Raw genomic sequence first — 18,798 nt, forward strand, 5'->3', positions numbered from 1 at the left:
ACGGGTGGGGCCCGGACGACGGCTAGCCTGGCCGGGTGCGCATCTTCCACGTCTCGGACTGCTACCCGCCGCGTACCGGGGGTATCGAGTCCCAGGTCCGTGACCTCGCACGCGCGCAGGTCGCCGCCGGCCACGAGGTGCACGTCCTGACCGCGACGGCGGGGCTCGGCGGCGAGCGCGGCGGTGCCGTGCAGGACGACGACGGCGTGCAGGTGCACCGGTTGGGCACCCGGATGCCCTTCGCCCTCCCGGTCAACCCGGCCGCACCACCGATGGTCCGGTCGCTGCTCGCTGACCTGCGGCCCGATGTCGTGCACGTCCATGCCGGCGTGCTCTCGCCGTTCGCCTACGACGGGGCGCGGATCGCTGTCGCGCACGGGACGCCGGTCGCGATCACCTGGCACTGCATGCTCGACGGCACCGTCCCGGCGCTGCGCCGAGTGGTGCGCGCGTCGCGTTGGGCGTCGGCTCCGATCGCGCTCTCGGCAGTGAGCCATGCGGCCGCGGCGCGCGTGGCTGCGGTCTTCGACGCGCCCGTCCACGTGATGCCCAACGGGATGGACCTGGAGCGATGGGCCCCGCAGGCCCGGCCGGACCCGCCGGTCGGGCGGGTCCCGATGCCCCGTGCGGCGGACGCGGCCGGGGATCCGGACCTGGCCACCGGGCCGGCGGGCCTGGACGGTCACGCCGGTACGCAGCTGCGCTGCGTCGCGACCATGCGGCTGGCCCCGCGCAAACGTGGCCCGGCGTTGATCGGCATCGTCGAGGACGCGATGACGCAGCTCCAGCCCGGCGCCCTGGCGCTGGACGTCCTGGGTGACGGGCCGGCGCGCACGACGATGGAACGACGGATCGCGCGCCGCGGGCTGAGCGACGTGGTCACGCTGCGTGGGCGGCTCCCGCGGGACCAGGTGCGCGCCGCGTACGCCGACGCCGAGGTCTTCCTGGCGCCCGCCGTCCTCGAGGCGTTCGGCATCGCCGCGCTCGAGGCGCGGACCGCCGGGCTCGTGGTGGTCGCGCGGCGGGGGACCGGCATCGAGGAGTTCGTGACCGACGGCGTCGACGGCCTGCTCGTCGACGACGATGCCGGCATGGCCCGCGCGATCGTGCGCCTGGCAACCGATCCGGCGCTGCTCGCGTCCCTGCTGGGCAGCGCCCGAACCCATCCGCCGGTGTTCGACTGGGCCAACGCGCTCGTTGCGGCCGAGCTCGAGTACGGACGCGCCCGGGACCTGAGAAGCAGTTCCGGCAACTGACGGAGGTCCCGATCTCGCCGACATGCTGGGTCGTAGTGGCCCGGGATCAGGGGATTTGACCCGGTCCGCCCCGCCGTGACTCCCGGAAGAAATCAAGGACCTAGGGCCCCCGGACCATGGGCCCACACGCAAGGTCAGCCTAACCTGGCATCCTCACACTATGAGCTCAGACGAGAGCTCCCGGACCGGCGCTACCGGCTCGGAACCCTTGACGTCAGTTCCTGGGAAGGGATCGCACCATGTCCACCACTGTCTCCTCCGCCAACGGCAGGTCCGTTCGCATCGTCGGCCTGATCGCCATCCTCGCGGGCATCGTCCTGATCCTCGCCGGTTCCGCGACCTGGGCCATGGTCCGCACCCAGCTGGTCGCTGAGAACATCACCGTGGCCGACGACGCCGCGATGTTCGCCGGCAAGACCGTCAACGGCCCGCTCGACGCCTACTACCAGGCCGACATCATCAACACCCACGCCCTCGAGGCCTCGGACGGCAAGACCTACGCCGAGCTCGACCGCGAGGACCCGGTCCGCGCGACCGTCATGAACGGCTCGTTCCTCCGTGCCTCGCTCTTCACCTCGGTGATCGCCTTCGGTGTCGCGGCCTTCGCGGTCGGCATGGGTGTGCTGTTCATCCTGATCGGCTGGGCGCTGCGCAAGGTCGTCCCGACCGGCACGGTCGTCACGGCCACCCCGGTGGCGACGACGGCCTGACCTCTCCGGGTTCGCCCGGAGCGCGCCGCTGCCACCATCCCCCGGCAGCCACGCACAGCCGAGGACACGGCGGCCGCACCAGCAGGACCTCCTGCCGGTGCGGCCGCCGTTCGTGTCCCTCCGTGCGGGCCTGCCGTGCGGACCTGCCGCGGCGCCCTGGCCCCTCCGGCCCGAGCACCGCGACACGGCCGCACCGGCAGGTGGCTCAGCGGTTGCGGCGACGCATCCCGGTCGCCAGCGAGCCGACCAGCAGGGCGAGGCCCGCGGCCCCGACCAGACCGATCAGGGCCAGCTCGACGTCGAAGACGACTCCGCCGGCCACCGCCAGCAGGCCGATCCCGACGGCGGCGATCACCAGGCCCCAGACGACCGTCCCGACCCGCAGGCCGTTGCGGGCGAGCTGGTCCACCGGTGGCGCCGCGCTCGCCGTCGTCGCCGACCAGGCGCCGGTGGCGTCGTCACCACCCGATCGCGCGGTGGCGGGTCGGTCGGTGGCGACCGGTGGGCTGACGGGCAGCTCGGTCGTCGCTGTGCTGTCCGTCGTCGCTGTGCTGTCGGTGGCTGCACTGCTGCCAGGGTCCATGGTGGTCATGGCGTCCTCCGTCGTCGTGGGCTGCTCGTCGTTCCTGAGGTGGCGCGTGATGCGCTCCGTCGTCCCGGACGGCGTCGGCGCACGCACCGGCTCCGGCGCCTCGATCGGCCCGGTGGTCTCGTCGCTCATCGCCCCTCCTCCACAACCGTGACGGTCCCGAACCCGACGGTGATGTCGAGCTTCAGGTCGGGGCTCGCGCCGTCGTGGACGGCATCGGACTCGTAGGGCTCCGTGCCCTGGTTCCCCGGCATCCCGGAGGTGATGGTGTCGCCGAGCCAGACGACCTCGCCCGCGGACACGCTGATGTCTGCCGTGTAGGCGCCGTCCTCCGGCAGCACGATCGTGACCTCACCGGCACCGACGTTGACCGGTACCTCGATGGCCGGACCGCCGAGCGGGAGCTCGGTCAGGTCGATGCGCGCGTCGCCGGCGCCCAGCGAGTAGCCCTCCTCGGCTGTCGCGACGTCGGTCGGGGTGCGGTCCATCTCGCCGAACGTGGTCCCGCTGCGCCAGTGGCCGTCCCAGTCCGCGTACTCCAGCGATGCCAGCGGGATGAGGACGATCAGCGCGACGACGGCCAGGCCGCCGAACCCGCCGCTGGTCCGTCCCCGCAGCCCGGCGACGATGATCCCGATCCCCAGGAGCACGAGGGAGACCGCTCCGGCAGTGAGCAGGACGGGGCCGTCGAACCGGCCGGTCCGGTCGAGGTAGAGCAGCGTCGCGAGCGTCATCAGGCTCAGGGCGACCACGATCCCGACCGCGCCGGCACCAGGCCCACGGCGCGCAGCCGGGCGAGGCAGGGTGGTCACGGGAACGCCCCGAGGCGGTGTCTGGACGTACGGTGCCTGGCCGTACGGTGCCTGGCCGTAGGGCCCCTGGGCGTACGGCGCTGAGTACCCGCCGTGCGCTCCGGTGCTCGGGGTGGGCGTCGCGTGCGTCGCACTCGGGTACCCGCCGGCGGGGTACGTGCGAGGCCCGGTGCCCGGCTGTCCGCCGGTCGGGTACGGGGTGGTCGGGGGCATCGTGGTCGTCGGTCCTTCCGGTCGGCGCGGGGGAGCTGCCGCGGCAGTGGTCGGGGCGGCGAAGGGCTGTCCCGGGTAGGTCGAGGTGGGCGCGGGGCCCGCGCCGGAGGGCGGCTGTGCGCCGGGGTAGAGGGTCGTGGTCGGCCCGTGGCCACCGCCCGGACCGCCGGTCCGGTTCCTGCTCGCGGAGACGATCAGGGCGATCACGACGACGACGGCTGTGGTCCAGAGCAGGCCGCTGAACCAGCCGGAGCCCCGGTCACTCATCCAGCTGCCCGGGAACCAGGTGCCGGGGAAGGAGACGCCGATCACGAAGACCGCGAAGCCGCCGAGGACGGCGACGTCGAAGTCCCCGCGGAGGAGCTGCTGGAGGTGGATCCGGCCGTCGCGCTGCTCGGGCAGCAGCAGCCAGCCGATCCCGTAGAGGATCAGGCCGAGGCCACCGAGGAGCACGCTGACGCCGAAGAGCCCGCGGACGACCAGCGGGTCGATCCCGAGGCGCAGGGCGACACCGCCGGCGACGCCGCCGATCCAGCGTTCGTCCGAGCGCACGATGCCGCTGCGACGGATCCCGTCGAAGAACGAGTCCGCACCGGCGCGCTGCGGCCGGGGATACGGCTGCTGGGGGTACTGCTGTTGGGCGTACGGCTGCTGGGGATACGGCTGCTGGGCGAACGGCTGAGCCGGGTGGGGCTGGTCGCCTGCGCGGGGTCCGCCCGCGGCGGGCGGCTCGCCGGCTGTCGGGTCCTGGGGCGGGAGGGGGGTCTCGTTCATGTCACCCATGCTGGTGCCCGCCCGGCGGCGACGGTATCGGGGCCCGCCCTGATCAAACCCTGATCCGCGGGCCTGTCGCCCCTGAGGCGACCCCGGAGTATGCCCTGAACGTCGTCCGGGGCGACCCCATGGTCCTCCCGACGTGTGACGATGCTCTGGTGACCATGACCGCGCGACTGCCGTTGCGGCGTCCGCCCCGCGGCCGCCTGATCGGTGGTGTGTGCGTGGGCCTCGCCGCGCACCTGGGGGTGCCGGTCGCACTGGTCCGTCTGATCATGGTCCTGATGGTGCCGTGGGCCGGCGTCGGGGCGTTGCTCTACGTCTGGTTCTGGGTCACGGTGCCCGTCGGTGACCCGGTCGAGGCAGCAGTGCAGGAGCGTCCGGCGGCGCTGAGCAGGCTGGCCCCGAGACTGCGCGAGCCCGGCCGGCGCATCCCGTTGACGGACATCGGGATCGGGCTCGTGCTGCTCGTCGGCGCCGGGCTGCTGATCGCCGTCCGGGCCGGGGTGTCGATCGACTACACCTGGGTCGTCCCGACGCTCATCGTCCTGCTCGGCACCGCGCTCGCGTGGAGCCAGCTGGACGCGGTCCAGCGTGGCCGGTTCCTGCTGCACGCGGGCGGCAGGACACCGGTCAGCGTCCTGCGTCTGACCGGCGGCACGGTGCTCGCCGGCCTCGGTCTGTTCCTCCTGGTGGGTCAGAACGAGCCGTTCGACGTCCTGCTCCGCTCCGCCGCCGCCGCCGTCGCCGTGCTCGTCGGCGCCGCGCTGGTCCTGGCCCCGTGGTGGCTGCGCCTGGTGCGCGAGCTCGGGGACGAGCGGGCCGCCCGCGCGCGCGAGTCGGAGCGCGCGGACATCGCCGCTCACCTGCACGACTCCGTGCTGCAGACCCTCGCCCTGATCCGCTCCCGCGCGGATCAGCCGGACGACGTCGCGCGCCTGGCCCGCGCTCAGGAGCGCGAGCTGCGCGAGTGGCTCTACGACGACCGCACGACGCCGGACACCTCCTTGGCGGCCGGTCTGCGGCGCGTCGTCGCCGAGGTCGAGGACGGCCGCGGTGCGGCTGTCGAGACGGTCGTCGTCGGCGACTGCGAGCCCCATGCCGGCACCGAGGCCCTGCTGCAGGCGACGCGTGAGGCACTGGTCAACGCCGTCGTCCACGGGCGTCCGCCGGTCTCGTTGTACCTCGAGGTCGGCGCGGACCAGATCGAGGTGTTCGTCCGTGACCGCGGGGACGGGTTCGACCTGGCGGCTGTTCCGGCGGACCGCTTCGGCGTGCGAGAGTCGATCATCGGTCGGCTGCGGCGTCGCGGCGGCACCGCGACGGTGCGCAGCCGCGCGGACCGCGGTACCGAGGTGTACCTGTGCGTGCCGACCACCGAGGGAGAGGGACCACGATGAGCAGTGCCGTCAGTGCCGGCAGCGCCGCGAGTGCCGAGAGCCGCGGCGTCGACGTCGTGCTCGTCGACGACCACCTGATGTTCCGGGCGGGGGTGCGGGCCTCGCTCGACGCGTCCATCCACGTCATCGGTGAGGCGGACGACGTCGATGCGGCGATCACGCTCGTGCGCGCGCTGCAGCCGCCGGTCGTGGTGCTCGACGTCCACCTGCCCGGCGGGATGGGCGGCGGCGGTGCCGAGGTCATCACGGCCTGTGCCGACCTGCTCGCGACGACGAAGTTCCTCGCCCTGTCGGTCTCCGACGCCGCGGAGGACGTCGTCGCGGTGATCCGCGCGGGGGCACGCGGCTATGTGACGAAGGCGATCACCGGTCCTGACCTGTCCGACGCCGTGCGCCGCGTCGCGGGCGGGGACGCGGTCTTCTCCCCGCGGCTCGCGGGCTTCGTGCTCGACGCGTTCGGGACGGCGGCCGGTGACATCGCGACCGGGGACGACGAGCTGGACCGGCTCTCGGCGCGGGAGCGCGAGGTCATGCGGCTGATCGCGCGCGGGTACAGCTACCGCGAGGTCGCCTCCGAGCTGTTCATCTCGATCAAGACGGTCGAGACCCACGTCTCGGCGGTCCTGCGCAAGCTCCAGCTCTCCTCGCGGCACGAGCTGACCCGCTGGGCGGCGGCCCGCCGGCTGCTCTGAGCGCCCGGTCGACGGTCGCGGTGGAACACCTGGGATGCCGCGGTCAGCCGTCGTCCGCCGTCCTGACCTGGAGCGGCAGCGCGGCGATGATCGGGTGGTCGGTGGCGATCGGGCCGGTCTGCGCCGCGCCGCCGGGGGAGCCGAGGTCGGCGAAGAACTCCACGTTGGCCTTGTAGTACTCGCTCCACTGCTCGGGGACGTCGTCCTCGTAGTAGATCGCCTCGACGGGGCACACCGGCTCGCACGCCCCGCAGTCGACGCACTCGTCGGGGTGGATGTACAGCGAGCGCTTGCCCTCGTAGATGCAGTCGACCGGACACTCCTCGATGCAGGCCTTGTCCTTGACGTCGACGCACGGCTGAGCGATCACATAGGTCATGCGGGGATCTCCTGGCTCAGGGGCAGGGCTGCGTCGTCGGGCTGGGCTGCGTCGTCGGGCTGGGCTGCGCCGGGGAAGGCCGCGCGCCAGGCGGGGCTGAGCCGGACGACGTCGCCGACCACCGTCACGGCGGGTGGCTGGACGCCGGCCGCGGCGGCGCGGTCGCCGATCGTCGCGAGGGTCCCGACGGTCGCGCGCTGACGAGGTCCGTAGCCGTCCTCGAGCACGGCGACGGGGGTGGCCGGGTCACGGCCGGCCGCGATCAGCTCGGCGGCGGTCGCGGCGAGGCGCGCGACACCCATCAGCATGACGACCGTGTGGTCGGGGCTCGGCGGGACCGCGGCGATCTGGGCGTGCCCGGTGATCACGGTGAACCCGCGGGACAGACCGCGACTCGTCACTGGGATCCCGAAGGCGCTGGGTACGGAGATCGCGCTCGTGACCCCCGGGACGACCTCGACCGGGATGCCGAGGGCCTCGCAGGCTGCGGCCTCCTCGGTGCCGCGCCCGAACACCGACGGGTCGCCGCCCTTGAGCCGGACGACCCGGTTGCCGGCGAGCGCGTGCTCGACGAGCGCGGCGTTGATCTGGTCCTGCGGCACCGGGTGGTCGCCCGGTGACTTGCCGACGTCGATCACCAGGACGTCGGCGGGCAGGTCGTCGAGCAGGGCGCGGGGTGCGAGCCGATCGACCACGACGACGTCCGCCTCGGCGAGCAGGCGTCGCCCGCGCGTCGTGATGAGTCCGGGGTCGCCCGGGCCGCCGCCGACGAGGGCCACCGAGCCGAGCTGCCCCGGCGGTCGTCGGTGGCGCCGCATCGGCAGGTCGCCGGCCGCGATCGCCGCCACGATCCCGTCGCGCAGGGCGGTCGCCCGGCGGGGGTCCCGGCCGGCGTTCACCGCGACGAGCACGTCGGCGACCCGGCCGACCGCGGGGGTCCACGCGGTCGCGCCGTCGGCGTCGCCGGCCATGACGCACCAGACCCGAGCGGCGTCCGCGTCGGCCGCGACCCGGTCGTCGACGCGCGCGTCCCCGGTCGCGGTGACGACGAGCCACGCACCGTCCAGGTCGCCGGCCGCGTAGCCACGCGCCTGCCAGGTCAACGCCCCGGTGGGCCGGGTCGGTTCGGTGGTGGCCAGGAGCGCGAGCTCGGTGACCTGGGCCGCGAGCTCGGCGGTCACGGCCGGCGCGACGACGTCGACCCGGGCGCCCGCGTCGATCAGCCCTCGGGCGCGACGGGTGGCGACGACCCCCCCGCCGACCACGAGCACGCGTCGTCCCGCGACCCGGAGGGTCACGGGGAAGGTGGGGAGCGCCGCCGTGGAGCCTGGCGTGGTCATCGGGCCGTCTCGGCGGTCAGTCCGCGACGGCGCAGGAGGCCACGCTCGAGCGGTGCGAACACGGCGAGCTCGACCGCGATGCCGACCACGAGGATGAGCAGGATCGCGGCGATCACCGTCGTCATGTCGCTCAGCTCGCGACCCTGCTGCAGGAGCGAGCCGAGGCCGAAGCCGATCCTGCCGCCCACGGCGATGATCTCCGCAGCCATGAGGGAGCGCCACGAGAACGCCCAGCCCTGACGCAGCCCGGCGAGGTAGCCCGGGAGCGCGGCGGGCAGCACGACGTGCCGCACCTGCTCCCACGGGCTCGCGCCCAGGACGCGACCCACCTGCCGGAAGAGCGGCGGTACCTGGTCGACGCCGGCGACGAGGCCGTTGATGATCGACGGCACCGCGCCCATCAGGATGACGAAGTAGACGGTCGCGTCCGAGAGCCGGAACCAGATGATCGCCGCGGGTACCCACGCGACGGAGGGGAGCACCTGCAGCCCGGAGATCAGCGGACCGAAGGACGCCCGGACCCACCGCACCCGGGCCACGACGACGCCGATCGGCGTGGCGATCGCGACGGCCACGACGAAGCCGACCAGCCCACGCTCGAGGCTGGTCAGGAGAGCCGTCTGTGCGTCGCCCTTCGCCCACAGCGAGGTGAGCGCGTCCACGACGTCCGTCGGGCCGGGCACGACGTAGCGCGGTCGGAGGCTGAGCCGGACATAGCCCTCCCACGCGGCCAGCAGGAGCAGGAGCGCGAGGCCCGGCGGCCAGGCTGCCGACACCGCGCGCCGGAGCCGCCGGACCTGCGGGCCCGACTCGGTCTGCAGCGCGTCGAGCCCGGCCTCGAGCTCGCGGGTCGGGTCGGGCTCGCGGGTCGGGTCGGGCTCGCGGGTCGGGTCGGGCTCGCGGGTCGGGTCGGGCTCTCGGGTCGGGTCGGGCGCAGGTCGGGTCGGGTCGGTGGGAGCTGTCGCCCCGGTGGCGTCGACCGCGACAGTCCCGGAGCTGGTCTCAGGCAGCATGGCGGCGGATCTCCCTGCGCAGGTGGTCGGTGATCTCGATGGCGAGGGCGGCGACCTCGGGTGCCTCGATCCGGCGCTCCCCACTGACGTCGACGGCCCACTCCCGCACGATCCGACCGGGTCGGCTCGACATGAGCAGCACCCGCTGGCCCAGGCGGACGGCCTCGCGCACGTTGTGGGTGATGAACACGATCGTCCGGCCGGTCTGCTTCCAGACCCGTTCGAGCTCGTCGTGCAGGAGGTCGCGGGTGATCGCGTCGAGCGCCGCGAACGGCTCGTCCATGAGCAGCACGTCGCGCTCCTGGGCGAGCGAGCGGGCGAGGGCGACGCGCTGGCGCATCCCGCCCGAGAGCTCGTGCACCCGCTTGTCGCCCGCGCCGCCCAGGTGCACGAGGTCGAGCAGCTCGCCGGCCCGCGACGCGCGCTGTGCCCGGGGGACGCCGTTGAACCGCAGCGCGAGCTCGACGTTGCGCGAGGCCGTGAGCCACGGGAGCAGTGCGGGCTCCTGGAACATCAGGGCGGCACCCTCGCCCGCGACCTCGACCGAGCCCGATGTCGCAGGCTGCAGGCCCGCGAGGATCGACAGCAGGGTGGACTTGCCACACCCTGACGCCCCCAGCAGGCACACGAACTCGCCGGGCTGGATCGTGAGGTCGATCCCGTCCAGGACGGGGATGCCGGTCGGCGAGAACCTCTTGGTCACGGCGTCGACCCGGACAGCGGGTGCGGCGGTGGGCGCGGGTACGGGCATTGTCACTCCTGGCCGAGACCGGCGGCGGAGACGGGGCTCGCACCGGACGCCACGCGCAGAACGTTGAGCAGTCGCAGGTCGTAGATGCCCTCGATCGAGGCCGCGGTCGTCGTGCCCGCGGCGACCGCGTTCGCCAGCACCGTCCCGAGGGTGCCCGCCAGCGGGTCCGTCGAGAAGGTGAGGCTGCCGAAGGCCCGGGCCAGCACCTCGTCGGACAACGCCGCGCCGCCCGCGACCTCGAGCTGGGCGTTGACCACGGCCGCCGCACCGGCCGGGTCGACCTCGAGCCGCGCGATCGAGTCCTGCAGACCCTCGAGCAGTGCCTCGACGGTCTCGGGGTGCTCGGCGAGGAACTCGCGCGAGACGATCAGGTGGGTCGTGACGAACTGGCCGTCCGGCCACAGGTCCTTCTCGTCGACGAGCACCTGCGCGCCCGCGTCGACCACGAGCCGCGAGGCCCACGGCTCGGGCAGCCACGCGCCGTCGAGCTCGCCGTCGGTGAAGAGCTGGAGCGTCTGTGCGTTCTCGGTCGGGGTGATCGTGACGTCTCCGCCGCCGCTGATCGGGCTCGTGAGCCCCTGGGAGGTCAGCCACGAGCGCAGCGCGACGTCCTGGGTGTTGCCGAGCTGCGGGGTCGCGAGGTTGGCCCCGACGAGGTCCTGGGCTGAGGCGATCCCGGGCTGCACGACGAGCTGGGCGCCGCCGGACGTCGTGCCCGCGACGATGCGCAGCGCATCGCCGTCGGACTGGATGAAGCCGTTGACCGCGGGGTTCGGGCCGATGAACGTCGCGTCGATCGCACCCGCGTTCAGGGCCTCGATCGCGGCCGGCCCGGCGTTGAACACCTGGGTGCTCAGGGTGGGTGTGCCGGCCGCCTCGAGGCGGGCCTCGAAGATGCCCTCGCTGACCCCGACGAGCGCCGGCGCGTGCGTGACGTTGGCGAAGTAGCCGAGGCGCAGCTCGGCGGGCGGGCCCGCCGCCTCGGGTCCCGCGCCGGCGGCGGGCGCGCACGCAGCCAGCGTGAGCGCGAGCAGGGCCGTGCCGGCAGCGAGCGCCGGCGGACGTGTGGTGCGGGTCGTGAAGGACATGGCGGTCTCATTCCGGGACGAGGTGGGGGCGGACGGGGGCACGCCTCAGATGACGTACTGGGCGGGCCGCTGCCCGGGACATCGCGCCTCGGCCAGCGGCTCGCCGACCATGCCGGCCGCGAGCGTCGCGCCGTCGTGCGGGTCGATCAGCAGGAAGGCCCCGGTCCGGCGCGACACCACGTACTCCTCGGCCGCGATCGGGGCCGCGAGCCGCAGGCGCACCTGGCCGATGTCGTTGAGCCCGAGCTGCTCGGCCGGGCCGATCGTGGCCGAGTCCAGGTCCAGGCGACCGACGACGTCGCGCACGACCGCCTGCACGGTGCGGGTGGTGTGCTTGACCAGCACCCGGGCGCCAGGCAGCAGGACGCGGTCGGAGAGCCAGCAGATCGTGGCCCGGAGATCCTGGGTCGGTGCCGGCGCATCGTCGGCCGCGGCGATGAGGTCGCCGCGCGCGATGTCGATGTCGTCCGCAAGGCGCAGGGTCACCGACTGCGGGGCGAACGCCTGCTCGAGCTCGCCGTCGGCCGTGTCGATGCCCTGGACCGTGCTGGTGCGCCCCGACGGCAGTGCGACGACCCGGTCGCCGACCGTGACGATGCCCGCGGCGATCTGCCCGGCGTAGCCGCGGTAGTCACGCAGCCGTGCGTCGGGTGCGGCGGCCTGCGGGCGCAGGACGACCTGCACCGGCAGCCGGAAGTCCTCGGTGGCAGGGTCTCCGGCGGCCGGGATCTCCTCGAGGAGCTCGAGCAGGCTCGGACCGTCGTACCAGGGTGTCCGGGCGGAGCGATCCACGACGTTGTCCCCGGCGAGAGCCGAGACCGGGATCGTGCGCACGTCGGCCAGGCCGAGGTCCGTCGCGGCAGCCACGACCTCGGCGGACAGGCGGCGGAAGACCTGCTCGTCGAAGTCGACCAGGTCGATCTTGTTCACGGCGACCACCACGTGCGGCACGCGCAGCAGCGAGGCGACCGCCAGGTGCCGACGGGTCTGCTCGAGCGTCCCCTTGCGGGCGTCGATGAGCAGGACCACGACGTCCGCGGTGCTCGCGCCGGTCACGGTGTTGCGGGTGTACTGCACGTGCCCGGGGCAGTCCGCCAGGATGAACGAGCGCCGGGCGGTCGCGAAGTACCGGTAGGCGACGTCGATCGTGATGCCCTGCTCGCGCTCGGCGCGGAGGCCGTCGGTGAGCAGTGCGAGGTCGGTCTGGTCCAGGCCGCGGTCCCGGCTGACCCGGGCCACGTCGTCGAGCTGATCGGTGAGCACGGACCTGGAGTCGTACAGGAGCCGCCCGACGAGGGTCGACTTCCCGTCGTCGACGGACCCGGCCGTGGCGAGTCGCAGCAGCGTCGCCATCAGAAGTACCCCTCCTTCTTGCGGTCCTCCATGGCGGCCTCCGAGATGCGGTCGTCGGCCCGGGTGGCTCCGCGCTCGGTCAGGCGGCTCGCGGCGACCTCGGCGACGACGTCGTCGACCCTGGTGGCGTCGCTGTCCACGGCGCCCGTGCAGGACATGTCGCCGACCGTCCGGTAGCGCACCCGCCGGGTGGTGACCTCCTCGTCCGCGCGGGGCCGGGAGTAGGGTCCGACGGCGAGCCACATGCCGTCGCGCCGGACGACCGCTCGCTCGTGGGCGTAGTACAGGGCCGGCAGCTCGATCCGCTCGGCGGCGACGTACCGCCAGATGTCGAGCTCGGTCCAGTTGCTCAGCGGGAACACCCGGACGTGCTCCCCGGGCGCATGACGCCCGTTGTAGAGGTTCCACAGCTCCGGCCGCTGGTTGCGCGGGTCCCACTGCCCGAACTCGTCGCGCAGGGAGTAGATGCGCTCCTTGGCGCGGGCCTTCTCCTCGTCCCGGCGCCCGCCGCCGAACACGGCGTCGAACCGGTGGGCAGCGATCGCGTCGAGCAGCGGCAGGGTCTGCAGCGGGTTGCGGGTCCCGTCGGCACGCTCACGCTGGCGGCCGTCGTCGAGGTAGTCCTGCACACGGGCCACCTCGAGCCGCAGGCCGAGCCGGGCGACAGTGGCGTTCCGGTAGGCCAGGACCTCGGGAAAGTTGTGACCGGTGTCGATGTGCAGCACCGGGAAGGGGACGGGGGCCGGCCAGAACGCCTTGACGGCCAGGTGCAGCATGACGACCGAGTCCTTGCCGCCGCTGAACAGCAGCACCGGGCGCTCGAACTCGGCGCCGACCTCACGGAAGATGTGGATCGCCTCGCTCTCGAGGGTCTGCAGCTGGGTCAGCCGGTGGCGCCCTGGCGGTGTGTCGTCCCGGCGGGCGCCGGTCGTCGCTGCTGTTGCGGTGGAGGTCATCGGTGGATCCCGCATTCGGTCTTGGCGAGTCCGGACCAGCGGCCGGATCGGGGGTCGTCGCCCGGGGCGACCCGGGCCGTGCAGGGCAGGCAGCCGATCGACGGGTACCCGTCGGTCAGCAGGGGGTTGAGCGGGACGTCGTTCTGCCACGCGTAGGCGAGCAGCTCGTCGAAGGTCCACGCCGCCAGCGGGTTGATCTTCACCAGGCCGTGCGCCTCGTCCCAGCCGACGACCGGCGTCGTCGCCCGGGTCGGCGCCTCCTCGCGGCGGACCCCGGTGACCCAGGCCTCGTAGCCGGCCAGCTGCTCGGCGAGCGGCTCCATCTTGCGCATCCGGCAGCAGGCCGCCGGGTCCCGGGCGAAGAGGTCCGTCCCGTGCTCCGCGTCCTGCTCCGCCACGGTCAGCCGGGGCAGCACGTCGACGACCCGGACCGGCAGCCGCTCGGCGACCAGTCGTCGCGTCTCGAGGGTCTGCGGGAAGTGGTACCCGGTCTCCAGGAACAGGACGTCGACGCCCGGGGCCGCCTGTGCGACGAGGTGCGGCAGGACGGCGTCGGCCATCGAGCACGCCACCGCGAGCAGGTCGCCGAACTCGCGGGCAGCCCAGGCGGCGACCTCGGGGGCACTCGCCTCGCTCAGGGCCGGCGCGGCGCCTGCCACGACGGCGCGGAGCTCGGCCGGCGTGCGTCGCGGCCGGCTCGCGGCGCTCACTGGAGGGCCTCCTCGTCGGCACGGTGCGCCCAGACGGCGAACGACTCGGGCCCCGCCGGGCCGGCGACGCGATCGGCGACGTAGCGTCGGACCACCCGCTCGACGTACTCGGGGACGCCGTCGACAGTCACCTTCAGGCCGCGCACCGTCCGGCCCAGGCCGGGCTCCTCGCGGTCGGGCGAGGCCAGGCCCCCACCCAGGTGGACCTGGTAGCCGGGGACCTGCGCGCCGTTCTCGTCCTGGACGAGCTGGCCCTTGAGGCCGATGTCCGCGGTCTGGATCCGGGCGCAGGAGTTGGGGCAGCCGTTGATGTGCAGGCCGATCGGCGTCAGGTCGCCCAGGTCGCCCAGCCGTTCCTCGAGGGTGTCGATCGCGGTCACCGCCGTCGCCTTCGTCTCGACGATCGCCAGCTTGCAGAACTCCAGGCCGGTGCAGGCGATGGTCGACCGGCGGAAGATGCTCGGCTCGGCCTCCAGGCCGTGCTCGCGCAGACCCGCGACGACCGTGGGCACGTGCTCCGCCGGGACGTCCAGGACGAGGAGCTTCTGGTACGGCGTGAGGCGCAGGCGGCGCGAGCCGACGCTCTCGGCCAGGTCGGCGACGGCCAGGAGGGCCGCACCGGAGACCCGGCCCACGTACGGCGCGGCGCCCACGTAGAACCGCCCGTCCTTCTGCTCGTGGACACCCACGTGGTCCCCCGAGCGGGTCGGCTGCGGGGCGGGTGGCCCGTCCGGCAGCGGGTAGCCGAGGAACTCGTCCTGCAGGACCTGGCGCAGGCGCTGCGGACCCCAGTCGGCGAGCAGGAACTTCATCCGGGCCTTGTTGCGCAGTCGACGGTACCCGTAGTCGCGGAACAGCTCGGTCACCGCGAGCCACACCTGCGGGACCTGCTCCTCGGTGACGAACGCGCCCAGCCGTTCGCCGAGGCGCGGGGCCACGCTCAGCCCGCCGCCCACCCACAGGTCGAAGCCCGGCCCCAGCTCGGGATGGACCATGCCGACGAAGGCCACGTCGTTGATCTCGTGGACGACGTCCTGGCTCGGGTGCCCCGTGATGGCCGTCTTGTACTTGCGGGGCAGGTTCGCGAGCTCGGGGTCGCCGAGGTAGCGCCGGACGATCTCGCCGATCGCCCAGGACGGGTCGATGATCTCGTCGGCAGCGATCCCGGCGACCGGGCTGCCGAGGATCACCCGCGGGACGTCGCCGCAGGCTTCGGTCGTGCTCAGGCCGACGGCCTCGAGGCGGCGCCAGATCTCCGGGACGTCCTCGATCCGGATCCAGTGCAGCTGGATGTTGTGCCGGTCGGTGATGTCCGCGGTGCCCCGGGCGAGCTCGGTGGAGATCCGGCCGATCGTGCGCAGCTGCTCGGTGGTCAGCGCGCCGCCGTCGACCCGGACCCGCAGCATGAAGTACCGGTCCTCGATCTCGTGCTGCTCGAGGGTTGCCGTCCGACCGCCGTCGATGCCGGGCTTGCGCTGGGTGTAGAGCCCCCACCAGCGGAAGCGGCCGTGCAGGTCGGCGTCGTCGATCGAGTCGAACCCCCGGTGCGCGTAGACCTGCTCGATGCGTTGCCGGACGTCGAGGCCGTTGCCCGCGGCCTTCATCTCCTCGTTGGCGTTCAGCGGCGTGCGGCCGTCGACCGCCCACTGGCCGTGCGGGCGGGCCGCCGGGCGGGCAGGACGCGCGCCGTCGGTGGGACGCACGGTGCCGGCGGGCGGCGTGGTTCCGGTGGGGCGGGCGGCGCCGGCGGGCGGCGCAGTGCTGGTGGGACGGGCGGAAGTCATCGTGCTCCTGGGTTCTCACGGACTCGACAGCGCGCGCCAGGGCGCCGCGACGTCCTGCCGGAGGTGTGCGGCGGGGAGGGTCGGGCGTGGCGCTGTGCGCAGGTGGAGTGCTGGCTCAGCCGTCGACGGCTGAGGGGGACCGCGTCAGACGGCGGTCAGCGACAACAGGTCGTCTCGCACCCGGACGGGCGCAGGGCGGCGTCGCGCAGGGTGCTCGGCCGGCCGGTCATTCGACAGCTCGCCGGGCGCCCGAAGGTGCACGTGGCAGCGGCGCGCAGGGCGCTGTGTCGGCCGGTCATGCCCCGAGGCTAGGTTGCCGTCCCAGATGGTGTCCATGGGCTGACCGCCCCTTGGGACGTCTGGCCCTGGCGCAGGTGGCGCCAAGGCTCCGCGGCGGTGCGTCGAGGGGTGCGTGCACCGTGCGGACCTGTCGGCAGGTTCGTGCCTCTCACGACTCCGTGAGCAGCGTCGAGGCGAAGTCGGGCACGTACCGCTGGGTGTCGCGGGGCGGTCGGATGTACCCGGTCGGCGGCGGCCGGTCGGGCAGCTCGATCGGCACCCGCGCGACGTCCTGGTAGGGGAGGCTCGCGACGAGGTGGTGGATCATGTCGAGCCGCGAGCGCCGCTTGTTGTCGCTCTCGACCACCCACCACGGCGCCTCGGGGATGTCGGTGTGCACCAGCATCTGGTCCTTGGCCCGCGAGTAGTCCTCCCACCGGGAGATCGAGTCCAGGTCCATCGTCGAGAGCTTCCACTGGCGCATCGGGTCGGCGAGCCGTGAGCGGAAGCGGGCCTCCTGCTCGGCGTCGCTGACCGAGAACCAGTACTTGCGCAGCAGGATGCCGTCCTCGACGAGCATCCGCTCGAAGATCGGGCACTGGTGCAGGAACCGGTGGTACTCGTCGGGCGTGCAGAAGCCCATCACCTTCTCGACCCCGGCCCGGTTGTACCAGGACCTGTCGAGCAGGACGATCTCGCCGGCCGCGGGCAGCTGGGTGATGTACCGCTGGAAGTACCACTGGGTGCGCTCGCGGTCGCTCGGCGCCGGCAGCGCGATGATCCGCGCGACGCGCGGGTTGAGGTACTCGGTGACCCGCTTGATCGTGCTGCCCTTGCCGGCGGCATCGCGCCCCTCGAAGATCACGACGAGTCGCTTGCCCTCGGTCCGCACCCACTCCTGGACCTTGACGAGCTCCGCCTGCAGCCGGAACAGCTCGCGTTCGTACACCGCCTTGGGGAACCGGTTGGTGCGTTCCTCGGGGTCCGTCGCACTGGCCATGCTCGGCAGCGTAGGCCTGCGGACGGCGCAGGTCAGCCCCTTCGCCACCTCACAACCGCGCCGGATCGGTCGATGGTTCCGACAGGTCGCCATCCGCATCCCCCCGGAGTCTGCGCCATGAAGCGTTTCGCCGCACTGTCCATCACCACCCGTCTCGTCGCCCTCGTCGCGGTCCTCGGCCTCGGCCTGGCCGCGCTCGCCGTCCTGGCCGCGACCCAGATGCAGGCGCGGATCATGTCCGAGCGCCAGACCGCCACCCGCACCGTCGTGGAGACCGCGCTCGGCGTGCTCACGTTCTACGGCGCGGAGCAGCAGGCCGGCCGGATGAGCGAGGCCGAGGCGCAGACCGCCGCGATCGACGCCGTGCGTCAGATGCGGTACTCCGGCCAGGAGTACTTCTGGATCAACGACATGACCCCGACGATGGTCATGCACCCGATGAAGCCCGAGCTCGACGGCACGGACCTGAGCCAGAACGCCGACCCCGACGGGACGCTGCTCTTCATGGAGTTCGTCCGCGTGGTCCAGGAGCAGGGTGCCGGCTTCGTCGACTACCAGTGGCCCAAGCCCGGCGCCGACGCGCCGCAGCCGAAGACCTCCTACGTCGCCGGCTACGAGCCGTGGGGCTGGATCATCGGATCGGGCGTCTACGTCGACGACGTGCGCACGGCCGCGCTCAAGGAGGCGAGCCGGCTGCTGCTCAGCGGACTGGGCATCCTCGTCGTGGCGGGCGGCGTCAGCGTCGTCATCGGGCGGAGCATCGTCCGTCCGATCCGCCAGGCCACAGCGGTGCTGGCCAGCGGGGACGTGACCACCAGGCTCCCCGAGGGTGCAGGCCGGACCGAGCTCGAGCAGCTGGCCGGCGCGCTCAACGCCACCCTCGACAGGTCCGCCGCCGTGGCCCGCGACGTGTCGGCTGCCGTCAGCCAGCTGGACCTGGCCGCCACGCGGCTGGTCGAGAGCAGCGACGGCATCGCCGCAGCCGCCGAGCGGACGGCGCAGCAGACCAGTGCGGTGTCCGCCGCCGCCGCCGAGGTGAGCGTCGGGATCGACACCGTCGCCTCCGGTACGCACGAGATGGGCGCGTCGATCAGTGAGATCGCGCAGAACGCCAACTCCGTGGCCAGGATCGCCGCCGAGGCGGTCGCGGCCGCAGAGGCGACGAACCGGACGGTGGCGGACCTCGGGGAGTCCTCGGCGCAGATCGGCAGCGTCGTGAAGGTCATCACCTCGATCGCCGAGCAGACGAACCTGCTCGCGCTCAACGCCACCATCGAGGCGGCGCGGGCCGGGGACGCCGGCAAGGGCTTCGCGGTCGTGGCCAGCGAGGTCAAGGACCTGGCCCAGGAGACGGCGCGCGCGACGGGTGACATCTCCCAGCGGGTCGAGTCGATCCAGCTCGCGGTCACCCAGGCCGCGCAGGAGATCGCCCGGATCGGCGAGGTCGTCGGCCGGATCAACGACTACCAGACGACGGTCGCCGGTGCGGTCGAGGAGCAGACGGCGACCACCGCGGCGATGGCTGTGACGATCTCCCAGGTCGCCGACGGCGGGCGGGAGATCGTCACCTCGCTCGAGGGCGTCGGGGAGTCGACGAGGCGCGCGACCCAGGAGCTCGAGGACATCCGGGCGGCAGCCCGTGAGCTGGCTGCGACCTCGCGGCGGCTCAAGGACTCGGTCGCGGTCGGCTGAGCACCGC

At 73.3% G+C, this 18,798-nt stretch carries 17 protein-coding genes; 5 read left to right on the forward strand and 12 right to left on the reverse strand.

Annotated features, from left to right (window positions below):
* Positions 1 to 35: 35 nt before the first annotated feature.
* The gene (locus K415_RS0110725; RefSeq protein WP_024287052.1) at positions 36 to 1,256 is read left to right on the forward strand and encodes a glycosyltransferase family 4 protein; all 1,221 of its coding nucleotides are present in this window, start codon (positions 36 to 38) and stop codon (positions 1,254 to 1,256) included.
* Between the two features lie 239 nt (positions 1,257 to 1,495).
* Positions 1,496 to 1,966 (forward strand): hypothetical protein, encoded by a 471-nt coding sequence (locus K415_RS0110730; protein WP_024287053.1) that lies wholly within the window; start codon positions 1,496 to 1,498, stop codon positions 1,964 to 1,966.
* A gap of 205 nt (positions 1,967 to 2,171) precedes the next feature.
* Here K415_RS0110730 and K415_RS24650 read toward each other — a convergent pair whose 3' ends face one another.
* Both K415_RS24650 and K415_RS0110740 read right to left on the reverse strand, forming a co-directional pair.
* Entirely contained in the window at positions 2,172 to 2,687 is a 516-nt protein-coding gene (locus K415_RS24650) for a hypothetical protein (protein WP_024287054.1), read from the reverse strand.
* Positions 2,684 to 4,354, reverse strand: coding sequence for a PspC domain-containing protein (locus tag K415_RS0110740; RefSeq protein WP_197024704.1), 1,671 nt, complete (start codon positions 4,352 to 4,354; stop codon positions 2,684 to 2,686). Before K415_RS0110740 ends, K415_RS24650 begins: the two co-directional genes overlap by 4 nt.
* A 164-nt stretch (positions 4,355 to 4,518) precedes the next feature.
* On the opposite strand from K415_RS0110740, the gene K415_RS0110745 reads away from it, so the two are divergent.
* Both K415_RS0110745 and K415_RS0110750 read left to right on the forward strand, forming a co-directional pair.
* Positions 4,519 to 5,754 (forward strand): ATP-binding protein, encoded by a 1,236-nt coding sequence (locus tag K415_RS0110745; RefSeq protein ID WP_024287056.1) that lies wholly within the window; start codon positions 4,519 to 4,521, stop codon positions 5,752 to 5,754.
* Positions 5,751 to 6,446, forward strand: coding sequence for a response regulator transcription factor (locus K415_RS0110750; RefSeq protein WP_024287057.1), 696 nt, complete (start codon positions 5,751 to 5,753; stop codon positions 6,444 to 6,446). Before K415_RS0110745 ends, K415_RS0110750 begins: the two co-directional genes overlap by 4 nt.
* Positions 6,447 to 6,489: 43 nt before the next feature.
* Here K415_RS0110750 and fdxA read toward each other — a convergent pair whose 3' ends face one another.
* From fdxA to ppk2, 10 genes are all read right to left on the reverse strand, one after another.
* Complete coding sequence (fdxA, locus tag K415_RS0110755) at positions 6,490 to 6,825, reverse strand: ferredoxin (RefSeq protein ID WP_024287058.1); 336 nt, start codon at positions 6,823 to 6,825, stop codon at positions 6,490 to 6,492.
* On the reverse strand, positions 6,822 to 8,165 hold the full coding sequence (gene cobA / locus K415_RS0110760; RefSeq protein ID WP_024287059.1) for a uroporphyrinogen-III C-methyltransferase: 1,344 nt from the start codon (positions 8,163 to 8,165) through the stop codon (positions 6,822 to 6,824). The genes fdxA and cobA overlap by 4 nt, the downstream gene beginning before the upstream one ends.
* Positions 8,162 to 9,178 (reverse strand): ABC transporter permease, encoded by a 1,017-nt coding sequence (locus tag K415_RS0110765; RefSeq protein WP_024287060.1) that lies wholly within the window; start codon positions 9,176 to 9,178, stop codon positions 8,162 to 8,164. Before K415_RS0110765 ends, cobA begins: the two co-directional genes overlap by 4 nt.
* Positions 9,168 to 9,929: an ABC transporter ATP-binding protein gene (locus K415_RS0110770; protein ID WP_024287061.1), complete on the reverse strand. Its 762-nt coding sequence runs from the start codon at positions 9,927 to 9,929 to the stop codon at positions 9,168 to 9,170. Before K415_RS0110770 ends, K415_RS0110765 begins: the two co-directional genes overlap by 11 nt.
* Before the next feature lie 2 nt (positions 9,930 to 9,931).
* On the reverse strand, positions 9,932 to 11,017 hold the full coding sequence (locus tag K415_RS0110775) for an ABC transporter substrate-binding protein (protein WP_024287062.1): 1,086 nt from the start codon (positions 11,015 to 11,017) through the stop codon (positions 9,932 to 9,934).
* A gap of 45 nt (positions 11,018 to 11,062) precedes the next feature.
* Entirely contained in the window at positions 11,063 to 12,370 is a 1,308-nt protein-coding gene (locus K415_RS0110780; protein ID WP_024287063.1) for a sulfate adenylyltransferase subunit 1, read from the reverse strand.
* A complete protein-coding gene (gene cysD, locus K415_RS0110785; RefSeq protein ID WP_024287064.1) occupies positions 12,370 to 13,326 on the reverse strand; it encodes a sulfate adenylyltransferase subunit CysD in 957 nt (318 codons plus the stop codon). The genes K415_RS0110780 and cysD overlap by 1 nt, the downstream gene beginning before the upstream one ends.
* Positions 13,323 to 14,036 (reverse strand): phosphoadenylyl-sulfate reductase, encoded by a 714-nt coding sequence (locus tag K415_RS0110790; RefSeq protein ID WP_024287065.1) that lies wholly within the window; start codon positions 14,034 to 14,036, stop codon positions 13,323 to 13,325. The genes cysD and K415_RS0110790 overlap by 4 nt, the downstream gene beginning before the upstream one ends.
* Positions 14,033 to 15,820 (reverse strand): nitrite/sulfite reductase, encoded by a 1,788-nt coding sequence (locus K415_RS21755; protein ID WP_024287066.1) that lies wholly within the window; start codon positions 15,818 to 15,820, stop codon positions 14,033 to 14,035. Before K415_RS21755 ends, K415_RS0110790 begins: the two co-directional genes overlap by 4 nt.
* 448 nt (positions 15,821 to 16,268) lie before the next feature.
* Entirely contained in the window at positions 16,269 to 17,099 is an 831-nt protein-coding gene (gene ppk2 / locus K415_RS0110795) for a polyphosphate kinase 2 (RefSeq protein WP_024287067.1), read from the reverse strand.
* 117 nt (positions 17,100 to 17,216) lie between these two features.
* Here ppk2 and K415_RS0110800 point away from each other — a divergent pair, with 117 nt between their 5' ends.
* Complete coding sequence (locus K415_RS0110800) at positions 17,217 to 18,791, forward strand: methyl-accepting chemotaxis protein (protein ID WP_024287068.1); 1,575 nt, start codon at positions 17,217 to 17,219, stop codon at positions 18,789 to 18,791.
* The last annotated feature ends 7 nt before the right edge of the window (positions 18,792 to 18,798 follow it).

The sequence above is a fragment of the Cellulomonas sp. KRMCY2 genome (assembly GCF_000526515.1).
Taxonomy (GTDB): Bacteria; Actinomycetota; Actinomycetes; order Actinomycetales; family Cellulomonadaceae; genus Actinotalea.